General features: G+C 62.5%; 11 protein-coding genes. 6 read left to right on the top strand and 5 right to left on the bottom strand.

The genetic code is table 11. The features are described 5' to 3' along the window. Positions 1–58: 58 nt before the first annotated feature. Complete coding sequence (locus tag HRF45_05400; GenBank protein MEP0765962.1) at positions 59–1,471, bottom strand: hypothetical protein; 1,413 nt, start codon at positions 1,469–1,471, stop codon at positions 59–61. Then, on the bottom strand, positions 1,464–2,198 hold the full coding sequence (locus HRF45_05405) for an endonuclease III (protein ID MEP0765963.1): 735 nt from the start codon (positions 2,196–2,198) through the stop codon (positions 1,464–1,466). Before HRF45_05405 ends, HRF45_05400 begins: the two co-directional genes overlap by 8 nt. A gap of 358 nt (positions 2,199–2,556) precedes the next feature. On the opposite strand from HRF45_05405, the gene sucC reads away from it, so the two are divergent. From sucC to lnt, 3 genes are all read left to right on the top strand, one after another. Continuing rightward, positions 2,557–3,708: an ADP-forming succinate--CoA ligase subunit beta gene (gene sucC, locus HRF45_05410; GenBank protein ID MEP0765964.1), complete on the top strand. Its 1,152-nt coding sequence runs from the start codon at positions 2,557–2,559 to the stop codon at positions 3,706–3,708. A 63-nt stretch (positions 3,709–3,771) separates the two neighbouring features. After that, on the top strand, positions 3,772–4,839 hold the full coding sequence (locus HRF45_05415) for a hypothetical protein (protein MEP0765965.1): 1,068 nt from the start codon (positions 3,772–3,774) through the stop codon (positions 4,837–4,839). A 7-nt stretch (positions 4,840–4,846) separates the two neighbouring features. Continuing rightward, a complete protein-coding gene (gene lnt, locus HRF45_05420) occupies positions 4,847–6,352 on the top strand; it encodes an apolipoprotein N-acyltransferase (protein ID MEP0765966.1) in 1,506 nt (501 codons plus the stop codon). Here the strand turns inward: lnt and HRF45_05425 are convergent. Continuing rightward, complete coding sequence (locus HRF45_05425) at positions 6,349–7,818, bottom strand: hypothetical protein (GenBank protein MEP0765967.1); 1,470 nt, start codon at positions 7,816–7,818, stop codon at positions 6,349–6,351. The two genes, lnt and HRF45_05425, sit on opposite strands and share 4 nt — an antisense overlap. 365 nt (positions 7,819–8,183) lie before the next feature. Between HRF45_05425 and HRF45_05430 the strand changes: the two genes are divergently transcribed. Both HRF45_05430 and HRF45_05435 read left to right on the top strand, forming a co-directional pair. Continuing rightward, entirely contained in the window at positions 8,184–8,531 is a 348-nt protein-coding gene (locus HRF45_05430) for a hypothetical protein (GenBank protein MEP0765968.1), read from the top strand. Continuing rightward, the gene (locus HRF45_05435) at positions 8,524–10,308 is read left to right on the top strand and encodes a hypothetical protein (protein ID MEP0765969.1); all 1,785 of its coding nucleotides are present in this window, start codon (positions 8,524–8,526) and stop codon (positions 10,306–10,308) included. Before HRF45_05430 ends, HRF45_05435 begins: the two co-directional genes overlap by 8 nt. Positions 10,309–10,320: 12 nt before the next feature. Here the strand turns inward: HRF45_05435 and HRF45_05440 are convergent, their stop codons facing one another. After that, on the bottom strand, positions 10,321–12,048 hold the full coding sequence (locus HRF45_05440) for a GAF domain-containing protein (protein ID MEP0765970.1): 1,728 nt from the start codon (positions 12,046–12,048) through the stop codon (positions 10,321–10,323). Between the two features lie 478 nt (positions 12,049–12,526). Between HRF45_05440 and HRF45_05445 the strand changes: the two genes are divergently transcribed. Further along, positions 12,527–13,207: a PEP-CTERM sorting domain-containing protein gene (locus HRF45_05445; protein ID MEP0765971.1), complete on the top strand. Its 681-nt coding sequence runs from the start codon at positions 12,527–12,529 to the stop codon at positions 13,205–13,207. A 61-nt stretch (positions 13,208–13,268) separates the two neighbouring features. Here HRF45_05445 and aroC read toward each other — a convergent pair whose 3' ends face one another. After that, positions 13,269–14,366 carry a chorismate synthase gene (gene aroC / locus HRF45_05450; protein MEP0765972.1) on the bottom strand — a complete coding sequence of 366 codons (1,098 nt, stop codon included), beginning with the start codon at positions 14,364–14,366 and terminating at the stop codon, positions 13,269–13,271. Between the last annotated feature and the right edge of the window lie 15 nt (positions 14,367–14,381).

Here is a 14,381-nt window from a genome sequence, read left to right on the forward strand (position 1 = left end):
AATCCCAGACAAGAGATTGGAGCCGAGACTCGCCCTTGGAAAGGGCGAAGAAGGTGGGCTAGAACTTGGAGCGGACGCGGTAAGAGACGCTGATCTCTCGGCCAGCCGGGATCTCCACGACGAAGTGGATGGTGTGAGCGTCCACTTTGGTGAACTCGTGTGACTTGTCCAGCACTTCCCAATCGCCCCACGGGTGCTCAGCGATGGTGAGCGTCACCGTCTCGTCCTTCTTGCGATTCCGCGCGTTGATCTCGAAGCTCTGCTCGATGATGTCGGTGGAGATGCGCCGGAAGTCCGTTCGAGTCCGTGTGCAAACCACGTCGAATGCGTCACCGAGGTAGAGCTTGATCTTCTCGTCGCGCGGCGTGTGGTCAATCGTGTCTTCCCCGACGAACTGGAGCTGACCCTCCACGTCCTGCTTGTAGACTCGAACGCTGCCCTTGGGTAGTGGCATGCCGAGACGGTTCCTCTCGCTGTTCACGATTTCGACTACTACATTGACCTTCTGGTTGGGGTCGGTATCCACGCCATCGCCCGGCCTATAGTACTGGCCATAGGATCGCCAGTAGAACCCCTGCCCCTCGTAAACGAGCTTCTTGGTAGCCGGGACCTCCGTGGCGCTGAGAAGCGACACCTGTTTGATCTCCTTGTTCGCGATGGTAGTGGGGCGGCCGAGCGTGTATAAGTGATACTCGAAGAGCTGGCTCTCCGTGAATCCACCTAACCCGGCCCCCGCTGCCGGAGCAGCTCCACGCATCATCATCTGCTTGTCCATCACTGGTTGCGTCCGTCGAACGTCGCCAGCAACCAGCTTCAGCTTGGCATCCTTATACGTTACGCCCGTGCGGTTGGTAAGCGTAACCCATCCACCTAGGTCGAGCCGCTCGTCATTCGCATCCAGGGTCGCCACGTAGTCGGCAGTCCACGAGATGTCGTCGGCCATGTAGCTCAGTTCGACGCGCTGAGTACCACTCTTGGCCGACCTCACTTCCCAGAACAGGGTCGGCTTGGCGATAAGCCCCTCGGGCAACTCCATCACTTCCACTTCTCCAGCTGGGCTGAGTACGAATCGCCCGTCGGAGGTGCGAATGACGGTACCCTGCGAGGGCGGAGTCAGCAGCGTGCCCTCGAGCACTTCCTTCTTGCCGTCTGGGAGGTTGCGGTGGAGGCGCACCTTCTTGCCCACCGACTTCTCCAGGATGCTGTTGGGCCCCAGAAGGTCGAACCGGAAATTCTGCTCAAGCACTTCCACGCCTTGGGGGTCATCGAGCGACTTGAAGTGCACGGTGGAGGGGTCAATCGTCGCCGCCACGTCCTCGATGGCAAGCACGGCGACACCCTGCTTCAGGTCGACTCGTCGGATCTCTTTGACGAGGCCGAAGTCTTGGTTATACACGGTGATCTCTACACTATCTATAAGTCCTGCACCGCCCTGTCCGGCGGCTGCGAGCATTGCGAAGAAACTAGTCATGTGGTCCTCCCTTGGATGACTGCCCTTTGGACGCACGCGTTCGTCGAGATGTTACACCAGGAGGCCGATTTTCTCGCCCGAAGTCACACATCGAGCGAATCGGGCATGCGGCACACTCCGGGTCGCGGGCGCGACAAAGATTGCGGCCGTGTTGGATTAGCGTGGTGTGAAAGCGATACGCGAGGTCTTCGGGCACTGCGGCCTGCAGAACGTCGTGCGCCTTCGCCTCACCTATCTTCTTGTCGTAGAAACCGATCCGCCAGCCGACTCGGAAGACGTGTGTGTCCACTGGGATGACGGGTTGCCCCATCGTGAAGCAGAGCACGATGGCGGCGGTCTTCGGGCCGACGCCCGGCAGGCTCATCAGCCACTTGCGCGCCTCGGGCCAAGGCATGGTGCGCAGGTGGTCGAGAGAGAAACCGCCGGTCTCTTCGTAGATGCGTGCGAGGACTTGACGGATGCGCTCGCTCTTCTGGTTGTGCATGCCGGCTCTGCGGATGGTCTCTGCGACTTCCTCGACTGGCGCATCGAGCACCTGCTGCCACTCGGGGTAGCGTGCGCGAAGGCGAGTGAATGCAGGAAACGAGTTGACGTCGGCCGAGTGCTGCGACAGGATGCAGCAGATGAGCTCCTCCACCGGATCGAAGCGGGGGCGGTGAGCGGCGCGGCCATACAACACCTCCAGATGCTCTACGATCCTTCGGATATCCTTTCTGCGTCGGGTCACTCTGGGTGAACTTCGGTGTGGGAACAGGCTTACCCTGCCGCGTGCTGCTTCGGGCTCGTGCTTCGACGGAGTTCATGCTTCGACAGGCTCAGCATGACGGGACAGAAGCGAGGGTCGGGTGTCGCTCTGATGCCTCCATCCGCCCTCGGATACAGGCCGATCTCTGGTGTGATCTGGCTCCGGGCCAAGGGGACGGGTGGGATAGATTTGGATCTCGCAACTTATATGCTTCGACAGGCTCAGCATGACGGGACAGAAGCGAGGGTCGTGCTTCGGCAAGCTCAGTATGGCAGGTGGAGGGGTGAAGGTAGAATGGCGTCGCGGTTTCGGCCGTCTTTGCTTCGGCGCAGGAGGTCCCATGAAGCTTCACGAGTACCAAGCCAAGGATGTGCTATCTCGATTCGGCGTGCCCGTCCCGTCAGGACGCATGACCACCGACCCTGCGGAGGCAGGACGCATCGCAGCGGAGTTCGGCGGCAAAGCCGTTGTGAAGGCGCAAGTGCACATGGGTGGGCGCGGCAAGGCCGGCGGGATCAGGCTGACTCAGACCGCTGAAGAAGCCGAGGCGTTCACGCGCGAACTGATCGGGAAGCGCTTGGTCTCCGTGCAGAACCCTGCGGGCATGGTGGTCGAGAAGGTGCTCGTCGCCGAGCAGGTGGACATCGCGAAGGAGTATTACGTCGCTGTCACCCTGGACAGGGCTGCGCAGAAAGACGTGGTGATGATCTCGGCAATGGGCGGCATGGATATCGAGGAGGTGGCCCGCGAGCATCCCGAGGCCATCGTGAAGTTGCACGTGGACCCGGCATGGGGTGTGGAGGACTTCGAGATTCGAGATGCCATCGCGTGTGCCGGGATCGATGGACCGGCGCGGAGACAGATGCACAGCCTTCTGCGTGCGCTGCTGCGGGCCTACCTCGGGGTTGACGCTTCGTTGGTAGAGGTGAACCCTTGCGCGCTGCTGACGGACGGACGGCTGGTGGCGGCGGACGCGAAGGTGACGATTGACGACAACGCGCTGTTCCGCCGTGAGGAGTTCGCCGCATGGCGTGAAGAAAGCGAGGACGACCCCATCGAGGCCGAGGCGCACCGCAGAGGCATCGCCTATGTGCGGCTCGGAGGGAACGTCGGCGTGATCGGCAACGGTGCAGGCCTTGTGATGTGCACGTTGGACGAGGTGGCGCGAGCCGGCGGCAAGGCAGCAAACTTCCTGGACGTCGGCGGCGGAGCACAGGCCGACGTGGTTGCGAACTGCGTAGACCTAGTCTTGATGGACTCGAACGTCAAGGGGCTGCTCATCAACATCTTCGGAGGCATCACGCGCTGCGACGAAGTGGCCAAGGGCATCCTCACTGCACTGGAGCGACTTCACATCGACGTGCCGGTGGTGTTGAGGCTGGAAGGCACCAGCGCCGAGGAGGGCCGGGCTTTGCTGCAGGGAACGCCGATCCACGGAGCGGAGACCATGCAGGAAGCGGCAGAACGTATCGTGGAGTTCGTATCGGCGTAGTCGTCCTGATGTGCAGAGGCCCGGGGCAAGGACAGGCACGAGTGCAGGCGAAGCTCACACGAGATGGACGTGGTTCTGCCGGATGCCTGGACGGCGGCGATAGAAACCCTGGCGAACAGCACCGGGCCGACGATGCTTCTTGGCGCACCGGACACCGGCAAGACCTCCCTGTGCCTCGCGCTGCTGCAACGTTGGACCGAGAGCGGTGAGACGGTGGCGCTGATGGACTGCGACCTCGGTCAGAGCGAGGTGGGTCCGCCCGGCAGCGTCGGTCTCGCCTATGCCACTAAAGGTGTCGCGAGCTTTCAAGACTTGGATGACGAGCAGATCGAGTTTGTCGGCGTAACGAGCCCGGACCGCAACCCCACACAGTTCCTGGTCTCCGCCGCCCTGCTGTGGTCCCGCCGAAGGAACTGCGACCGATCTGTAATTGATACGGACGGCCATGTGTTCGGCCCGGGCGCCCGAATGCAGAAACTGGAGTTGGCGCGATTGCTCAAGCCCAGCCAGATCCTTGCGCTGCAGCAGGCTGACGAGATGGAACCATTGGTCTGCTTGTTGGAGCGAACGACGGCAGCGGAGGTGGTTCGGCTAACACACTCCCCGAATGCGGCCCGCCGCTCGCCGGTATTCCGCGCACGGAGGCGACAGGCGAAGTGGGCACGCTACTTCCGCGACGCCACGCAGCACATCGTCTCGTTGGACGATGTGTGCTTTGCTGGCTGCCGCCTCGGATCGGGAAGAGCATTGGATAAGGCGCTGGCCGATAGGCTGGGACGCGTTCTGCGAACCGAGGTGCTACATGCGGAAGCGCTACCGGGGGCGCTGTGGGTGGTGACGGAGTCGCCGCTTCCGGATGAGGCGGAACCGCGGGCACAAGAGCTGTTCGAGGTGAGTCGAGTGTTCTGCACGCTCGCTCGCGACTACCGTGGGCTGTTGTGCGGTATTGCCGGGCCCGAGGGGCACACTCTGGCTATGGGGGTCCTCATGGGCGTGGACTTTGCGACAAGGCGGGCGCGGCTGTTGTCAACCATAAGAGCGACGCAGTCCATCGCTCGTGTGACCGTGGGCCTGCAGCGGATCGGCGACGACTACCGAGACCTCGGGACGATCCGAGTGTCGCAGGTATAACCCGCCGATGACCGTTGCCGAGCATGTGCCTCAGCCCGCTTGGGTCGGTCTGTTGCGGCGAGTGTGGAAGCCGGGTTGCTGGCTGCCCCTGCTCTCCGCTCTGCTCCTGTTTGCAGCCTATCCGCCGCTGGACCTGGGCTACCTCGCCTGGATTGCACTCGTGCCGCTGCTCTTCGCGCTTGCGGAAGGCGGCTTCTGGCGCGGGTTCCGGCGTGCGTTGTGGTTCGGCACACTGTTCTTTCTGGGCAACCTGATCTGGCTGCTGCAGTTCATCGCGAACTGGATAGGTTCCATCCCGCTGGCGTTTCTCCCCTGGGTGCTTCTCTCCATCATCGAGGGGCTTTACATAGCGCTGTTCGGGGGAGCCGTGGCGCTCGCGTGCCGGCGGTATGGCTCGCTCGGCCTGATAATTGCGCCGCCTGCGTGGGGGTTCACGGAGTGGTTGCGGTCGAGCTGGCCGGCAGGCGGCTTCGGCTGGGCGCAATTGAGCTACACGCAGTGGAAGAGCCCGGTGCTGTTGGCTCCCGTGGCAGTGGGGGGCACGCATCTGCTGGCGTTCCTGATCGTGCTGACGGCGGTCGGTGTGGTCCTCGCGCTGGGCAAGCCGCAGCGCCAGGGCTTGGGGTTCGTGCTGCTCGTGGCCGTCGCTGTAGTACTCGGCACCAGCCAACTGCTGTTTCTACGAGCCCTGCCAGTCACTGACACGATACGCGTAGCAGCGGCGCAGCCGGCGTTCGATGTCATACATTCGTCGGAGTTCGAGTGGGGTGGCGAGTTCGAGCAGTGGAAGCAGGACCGGCTAGAGGCGGCCGGACTTGCCGGCGTGCAGGTAGTAGTGTTTCCAGAGAGCTATCAGTTCGCGCCGCCGAGGCCTGAGCGGCCCCCACCCACCGGCTACATTGCGAGCGGTCACCGCGTGGTGAACGGCAAGGTCTATCACACCGCTTACGGCGCGTCACCCGACGGCACAGTCACCACCTACGATAAGTCACGGCTCGTCATCTTCGGCGAGTACGTGCCCTTCCGGGACCGGCTGCCTTTTCTGGACGCCTTCAGACTGCCGGGCGGCGATGTCACCGCTGCGCCTCCTGGACAACCACTTCGGGTGCGGGGCCTAGACGTGGTGATCGGAATCTGCTTCGAGAACCTCTTCCCAGAGGTGCTTCGGGCGCAAGTGAGGCAAGGCGCCGACCTAATCGCGGTGCTGTCGCTGGACGATTGGTACCCGCCCGCAGGCATCAACCAGCATGCAGCCGTTGCGGTGGTTCGCGCAGTGGAGTGCCGTCGCCCGTTGGTTCGGTCGGGCTCGACCGGGGTCACGATGATCGTGAGCGCGCGTGGCGTGGTCTTGGCGAGCCTGCCCATCGGCGTGCGGGAGATGGTTATCGCGGATGTCCCTGTCGCGAGCCGAACCGACGTGCCTGGCCGGCTTCACGACTTGTTCCCCTGGCTGTGCCTGATAGGGGTGATAGCTGCGCTGGCGTGGCGCAAGCGGAAGCCGGCGAAGAACTAAGGCGCGACCTCGAAGCGCGTCTCGCCTGGGGAGATTGCTTTTCGGACCTCGCGGCTGCCGAGCCTAACCACGAGGGTGAAAGAGCAGTCGGACCTGACGGTGAGCTTTGCAGGCGATTTGCGATCCGTACGGGCGGTGCACTCGAGATCCACAGTGCCTTCGCCGATCGGGAGGCGGCGTATGCCGTGCTTGACCGTTTGTCGCAAGTTCCAACGCACCTCACCGGCGGGGGCATCCACCTCGATCCCCAAAACCGACTCGATCAGCACCGCGACCGCGGAGCACACGGAGATGCCTAGTGCGTCCGGGCGAACTCCCTTGGCCGGTCGGAAGGCGTTCGAGGCGTACGCGCCCCAGAGTTGGCCGGTGCGGACGAAGGTCCTAGATATTCCTTCGAGGTGGTTCTCGGCGGCCAAGAGTGCGACTTCACTCAAGCCTTGCTCCTCGAGACCGCGGATGACTAAGTAGTTTGCTGTGGGCGACACAGCGCCGAGCCGAGCCGCATCGGCCTGGTACATCGGATCGTCGGCAGGTAGTGTGGAGAAGCTGTGAGGCTGGAGAAAGCCCTTGCGATCAGTAAGTCGTGCCGCTACCTTCTTCGCTCTGTCTGCGGATGCGATGCCCGCGAACAGAGCATATGCACCTTCGAGCGTGGCCCGCGGGACCTGCCTGCCTTCTCGCTCGTAGCTGACATGACGCGAACCCGCATCCACATCGCAGTAGAACCCCTTGTCTTGCGACCAAAGCATCGCATTCACTACGCCCGCGAGCGCATCGGCTTGCTTGCAGAACCGCTGCTCCTCAGTGCGGTTGTCCAGCACCCGAGCCATCTGGGCGAGACACCGTGCGTTCAACGCCTGCAAGCACGTCATCTCCATCGAACCGACCACTCCCTCGCGTGCAGGGCCGAGGCTCCCCTGTCCCGGGCTCAGGGCACCCGTTGGCGTTCGCAGGTTCGTGTCCAGCCACCAGAAGTGGCGGCTGAGGTATGGGAAGGCGAAGCGCAGGCGGGTACGGTCGGCGGCGACTAGGTAGTACTGCCACTCCGCCCACGCGAGAAGGGGTGGACACACCTCGGCGAGGTCTGTCGGCGACTTCGCGCTACGGCCGTCCGATTCGAGAATGCCTGCGCTCATGAAGCCGTCCGCATGTTGCTTGCGATAGAAGTTGTCGAGGGAGATGGCGGTGGGAAATGCCCGGTGGCCGTATCGCCCGCATGCGACCAGGAGCGCTGTCTCGATCTGCCGAACGCGGCCATCGGATGCCCCCACGTACCGCGAGACCAACCCGTTCGTCTCCGTGCCCTCGCGAATGCCCGACCGATACAGCTCCCATGCCTTCCAGTAGAGCTCTACCCACCGCTCGCGGCTTTCGATGAACGGCTCCGGCACCAGGCTGCGCCAGTCATCGGCCTGGGCGGGGGAAGCCGCGAGTAGGACGAGGGGCAGCAGAGCGAGAACTGACATGAAGCAACCTCGAACCGCGAGTTGCCGTATGTTACCGGACGCTCGAGTGGCGTGAAGGTGTTCGATTGAGGCAGAGACAAGTTGGCGAACTGGGCACGTGCATCCAGTGTGGCGGTCAAGTGAGCCCCCACGCGTTGGCGTGTCCGCACTGCGGGTCAAGGCAGCCTTTTGGCGAGGCATCGGCACCAGCCGACGGGTTCAGAAGCAGGTTCCGCGGGCATCGGCAATCGCCGCGAGAGCTCGCGGAATGCAGGGAATGCGCCGGACAGGTGAGTCCAGACGCGACGATGTGCCCTCACTGTGGCGCGCCGGCGCCTGCACGAGCCTCGTACAAACCCGGCGGAGAGTGGCGAAGCGAGAAGACTGTGCGGGGCAGACCGTTGGTGCACGTAGCTTGGGGCAAGGACCCGGTGACGGGGAAAGTGCGCGTCGCCGACGGTGTCATCGCTATCGGCCAGTTCGCAAAGGGTGACGTGGCCATCGGTCAGTTCGCCTACGGCAAGTACTTCGCCCTGGGCCAGTTCGCGGCGTCGTGGGGGCTTGCGATCGGGCAGTTCGCCATAGCTCCCCTCTGCATCGCGATGCTGGGAGCGGGGTTGTTCACGCTTGCCCTCGTCGGCGTCGGGCTGAAGATGTTCGGAATGGTCGGGGTAAGTCTATGGGACCTGATCCGGGGTACGGGCGGGGTGCTGGTGCCTCCGAAAGATGGCTGAGCGTAGGTTCGTCGTAACGGTCTCCATCGTATACCTGGTCATCTGCCTGCTCCCCAACCTCTTTGGTCTTGCGCTTGCCGGGGACCGCTTCTACACCGGCTTCGACCTGAACACGGACGACATGTGCGTGTACATGGCGTGGATGGAGCAGGCGCGACGCGGCCATTTCCTGTTCGACAATCGCTTCACCACGGAACAGCAGCCACGCCTCACGGTGCACGTGTTCTTCTTCGCCTTGGGCGCGGTCTCTCGGGTCACCGGGCTATACCACGGGACGGTGTTCCATGGCGCGCGCATCGTCTTCGGCTTCCTGTTTCTGGTAGCTGCGTGGCGGCTGATCTGCAGGGTGACGAAGGAGCACCGCGCGCGCCGAATCGCATTCGGAGTGCTGCTGGTTTCGGCGGGCATCGGCTGGACGATGCAAGGGATGAAGGGTGTGACCGGCCCCACAGACTTGTGGCAGCCGGAGGGCTTCACGTTTCCCAGCCTGCTGAATAACGCCCTCTTCGCCTGTTCGCTGTGGCTGATGGTGGAGGCGTGGCTCGCCATCCTGGACGCCAGGGAGCACTGGCGAGCCATTTTGCGCGGTGCGGCGGCGATGCTGGTGCTGGGCAACATCCACACCTACGATGTGCTCACGATGGTGCTGGTTGCGGTCGCCTTTGCACTCGCCCTAGCTGGTGCGAAGGTACTGAGCTTTTCGTGGGTCCTCAGGTCGGGGCTCATCCTGCTAGGAGCGATTCCTTCGGTGGCCTGGTTGGCCTACGTTCGGGCGCACGATCCTGTCTTCGCTTCTCGTGCCGCTACCGAGACGTTCTCACCGGAGCCCTGGCAGTTCGTGCTCGGCTATCTCCCACTTATCTTGCTGGCGGCGGACGCGGTATGGCTCCGTGGCCGCGAGCACAAGCCTCCCGCATGGCTCGGTGCAGTCGGGGCGGTGCCGCTGGGGGTGCTGTTGGTGCTAACCTTTGCGGGCTGCCCGCTCAATCAGCCACCGGAGCACGCGTTGGGCACGACGATGTTTCTGGGCTTGGGACCTTTGGCCCTGTTCATTGGTATCTTCGCTGTGCTGTGCGTCGGTGCGTGGGGGATCGGACGTGTTCTCGGGGCCGATGGTCGGCAGCGACCTGCGTTGCTGCTCGTCACTTCGTGGGCTGCGGTTGCACTGTGGTTGCCCTACTTCCCCGCCCTGTTCCAGCGGAAGCTGACGATGGGGGCGCACCTTCCGCTCGCCATCCTCGCGGGCATTGCGATCGCCGAAGTTCTGCACCGGCTACCAGCTCGGCTACGAGGTTCCATCGCCGTTCCTGCGGCTGCTCTAACGCTCCTATCGCTCTCCAACCTCGCGTGGCTCCGCAGCAGTTTGGACCGTATCTCCGCAGATCTGTCCAGTACCGGGATACATCCTGTGTACCTGTCCGAGGATCAGGTGGCGACCCTCGCGTGGATGAGGGAGCATCTGTCTGAGGACGCAACCGCGCAAGACATTCTGCCCTATGCTTGCTTCATTCCGGCCCTGGCTGGGCAGGCCGTCTATGCGGGGCACTGGAGCGAGACGCCCTGGTTCGTCAGCCGGATTCGGGCGGTGATGGGCGGGTTATACGGCGGCGAGATGCAAGGGTACCGAAGTCTCTCGACGGAGACGGCGAGGGAGCTCGGGGTTCAGTACCTATTGGTTCGAAAACCGCCACCGGACACCTATGAGCCGGACGAGCCCCCCGCGGACGCAGAGGTCGCGTTCGACACTCCAACGGTAGCGTTGCTGCGTGTGCGCTGAAGCGACAGCGAACTAGGCGGGATGAGCATCTTCGATCTCTTCGAGCTTCAGCTTCTTCGGGATCTCGAAGATGAAGGTGGATCCGACTCCAACCTCGGACTCGGCCCATATCTTCCCTTGGTGCAGGACTTCGACCAGGTGCTTGACGAGGAACAGACCGAGTCCGGTCCCGTACACCTTGCGGTTGTCCCGATTGTCCACGCGGTGGAATTTCTCGAACACCTTCCCTAGGTGCTCTTTTGGAATGCCCATACCTTGGTCGCTCACGCTCAGCCGCACCTTATCGCCGAGGTCTTCCAGTTTGACCCGGATGTCGCCGCCATTGGGCGAGTACTTGATTGCATTGCTGAGCAGGTTGGTAATGACTTGGTCCAGCTTGTCCTCGTCGCCGATGATCGTGTCCATCTGCTCCGGGGCCTCTAGGTACAGCTTGTGGCGGGAAGTCGCCTGGCGCTGAATCATCACCACCTTCTGCGCGAGCTCTTTGATGTCCACGTCCGTGTAATGCGGCTTCAACGACTCGCCTGCTTCGATTCGGGCGATGTTGAGGAGGTCGTTGATGAGACGGGTGAGCCGGTCGCACTCCTGGTCTATGATGCCGTAGAACTCGCGGCGCTCACTCTCCTCGAATCCCGCATCGTCCATTAGAAGTGTGGAGATGAAGCCTTTGATTGCTGTGAGGGGTGTTCTCAACTCGTGGGAGACCGTGGCCACGAAGGAAGACTTCATGCGTTCGATGTTGCGAATGTCCGTGAAGTCATTGAAGATGGCCACGATGCCGATAGGCTTTCCGTCCTCGTTTCGCACCGGCGCGCTCTGGACCTGGAAGATACGCTCGTGCCCGTCCTCGGAGAAAGTGAGCTCCGCGCCTGCCCCGAATTCCTCCGCTTCGCTTCCCTTGAGCGTTGCCAGACCGCGCCGGAACATTTCTACGGCGCCTTCGTGGTGAAAGACCTCGTCGAATCGTTTTCCGCTCACGTCTCCCTGGACGTTGAAGATCTGGCGGGCCGAGGAGTTCATCTGGGTTATGCGTCCCTCGGCGCTGACCAGGACGAGACCTGCGTACAGGCTCTCGATGGTCTGCAGGAGCTCCTTGCGCTCTTCCACCACTTCCTGGTAGATGCGCATGTTGGTGATGACTGCGGCGAGGCTGCTAGCCAACCTCTCGAGCAGCCGCACGTCTTCGTCGTTGAACTCCTCGCCGTGCCGCTTGTTCCAGACGTGAAGAACACCGATGGTCTGGCGGTCAACGACCCGGTTTTGCTCATCGCGCTTCTCGACGATGAGGGGCACGGTCACGCCGTTGTAGATGTTGTAGTAAGCGACGTTCTCTTTGATGGTTCGCGGGTCGCGCACCGCGTCGAGAAATATCTGGGGGCGTCCTTCGCGGAAGACCTGCCCAGAGATGCCCTGTGTGGCCCGCACTCTCAACGAGCGGATCGTCTCCTCGTCGACGCCGTAAGCGGGCGGCATGGCAACCAGCTCACCGCTCTCCCTCTCGTAGAGCATCCAGACGGTCTTCTCGGCCTGCAGAATCATGGCGATGCGCTGCACCAGACGGCGCAGCGTCATCTCCATTTCGTCGAGCGGGGTTGCCTCGATGCCCGAATCGGGGGCTGCCTTAGTAGCCTGCAGGCTGGTGTTTCGCTGGTTAAGCTCTGCAATCTGCCGCTTGGCTTCTTCGAGCTGCGCTCGGAGCTGCTCGACTTCGGACTGCAGGGCGACGGTGTCGTTGTTCATGCTTACGAGGTCCGGACTCCACGAGTTTGGCGCTAAATCGTATCGCATCCTATGGGGAGAGACGGATTATACCGGTCCGTTTGTTCTCTCCGCCTAGAATGAACCCTCGAGAGGCGCCGCCGCGCCGGTCTTTGGGCCCGCAGCGCACGGCTCCCACGCCCAATACGGCATCGAGCCTGCCGTTGGACCTAGAGAAAATCCTGAAAAACAATGGGCGGGTGTCAAGATTCCGTGATTCGTCCTGTATAATGTCCTTAAGCTCGCGAACAGACGAGCGGTGATTTTCGTACTTTGCCTCTTCTTCAGCCCCGTGGGTGGTGGCCTAGTGTGCTATGCGCCCACAGGTCTCCTTGGTACCGTTATCGTTGGACGACGAGTCGGCGTGTTGGCATGACTTGTGCTTGCACGCGAGAGACTAGACATAGCTCTGGACTCCGTCCAATTCGGTTTGCAAACCAGAGTAAAGGAAGGGTTGAGTATGGCTTTCATTTCCGGTATGGCGAACCGGTTCGTGCTTGCAGCAGCCATATGCTTTTGCTCCGTGGCCGCAATGGCGGTGCCTGTCTACACGGATCCGGACGGCACCAACTCTGACATCACGTTCCTCAATCCGGGCGGCGCGGCCGGCGACTTCGTGACGCTGATTCCCGACGCGTTTTCTGTGGGAACGGTCAAGCTCGGATTCTGGGTGTTCACACTCAGTGACGAAGCGGGGTACTTCTACACGTACCAGCTGGTCAACATCGATGCTGGTTCGATAGGTCAAGGACCAGGCACTGCGTCCCTAAGGTTCTTTGAACTGTTCAACATAGCCCCGCACACAATGCTGGGGCTTGGCGGGGGTAAGCATGGCGGCGCCGTGTACAACCCGTGGACGTACGTTGGCGACAACGTTTCGACTGCCACCTGGGTTGGCGCGACGAGTGCTTCGATTGATCCGGGCGAGACTTCACCTGCGGTGCTCGACACCGCCGAGATGTATCAGATCCACAGTCTTGCTGGGCCTGGGTACGGTACTCTCTACATCGCCACCTCGTCGGGTGGTGGTTATACGGGCCAGAGTGTCAACGTTTGGGTTCCGGTTCCTGAGCCGGGGACTATCGCCGGGCTTCTGGCCGGTGGTCTTGGCTTGTGGAGCTTGTCTCGCAGGCGCAAGTAGCTTCGGTCATCTCCGCGGAGTTCAAGGATGTGGGCCGCCCAACGCGTGGGGCGGCCCTTCATCATGTCTCTGTCTGGAAACCGCACTGAGCCTGGTGCAACAAAGCCGCATCCAAGAGGACCAGAGCCGTCATCGCTTCAACGATGGGGACGGCACGCGGAAGTACACATGGGTCATGGCGTCCCTTCGCCTGGAACATGGTGGCCTCCCTGTGCACAGTGACGGTCTCCTGCGGCTTCAGAATCGTAGCCGTGGGCTTGAAAGCCGCACGAAGGAGAACCGGCTCTCCGTTGGAGATCCCGCCCTGGATCCCCCCGGAGCGGTTGGTTCGAGTCCGCACCTGCTTTGCTTCGTCTGCATAGAACGGGTCGTTGTGCTCGCTCCCCGATAGCGCCGTCCCCCCGAAGCCGGAACCGACCTCAAAACCCTTGCAGGCGGGGATACTAAGCATTGCCGCGCCGAGCCGGGCCTCGAGCTTGTCGAACACCGGGTCGCCCCAGCCGGGAAGCACGCCACGCGCAACGCATCCGACGATGCCCCCGAGCGAGTCGCCTTCCTTTCGCGCCTGTTCGATGGCTGCAGCCATCCGCTCGGCTACAGTGGCATCGGGGCACCTCGTCGGATGGGCGTCTACGAGCTCGCGCGACACGCTGTCGGTGTCCACATCTGCACGAAGTGCGGCGACGCTCTCGACATAGGCTACGATGGTCACGCCGAAGCGCTCGCGGAGCACCTTCTGCGCAATCGCCCCGGCGGCAACCCTTCCCACGGTCTCACGCGCGCTCGCCCTGCCACCCCCTTGCCATGCCCGAACTCCATACTTGGCCTCGTAGGTGTAGTCCGCGTGGCTGGGTCGGTACAGATCTCGTAGCTCTGCGTAGTCCCGGCTCCTTGCGTCCTCGTTTCGTACCAGCAGAAGGATCGGGGTTCCGAGCGTTACTCCCTCCGAGACCCCGGAAAGTATCTCGACCCGGTCCGATTCCTTTCTCTGAGACACGAGCCGGCTCTGGCCGGGCCGGCGCCGGTCCAGTTCCACCTGGATGTCCTGCTCTGAGAGCTCCATCCGGGGAGGACACCCGTCCACAACCGCACCGACACCCCCACCGTGGGACTCCCCAAACGTCGTAACGCGAAAGACGCGCCCGAAGGTATTACCCATGCCCACATTCTAGCC

This window comes from Fimbriimonadia bacterium, from assembly GCA_039961735.1.
Lineage (GTDB): Bacteria > Armatimonadota > Fimbriimonadia > Fimbriimonadales > JABRVX01 > JABRVX01.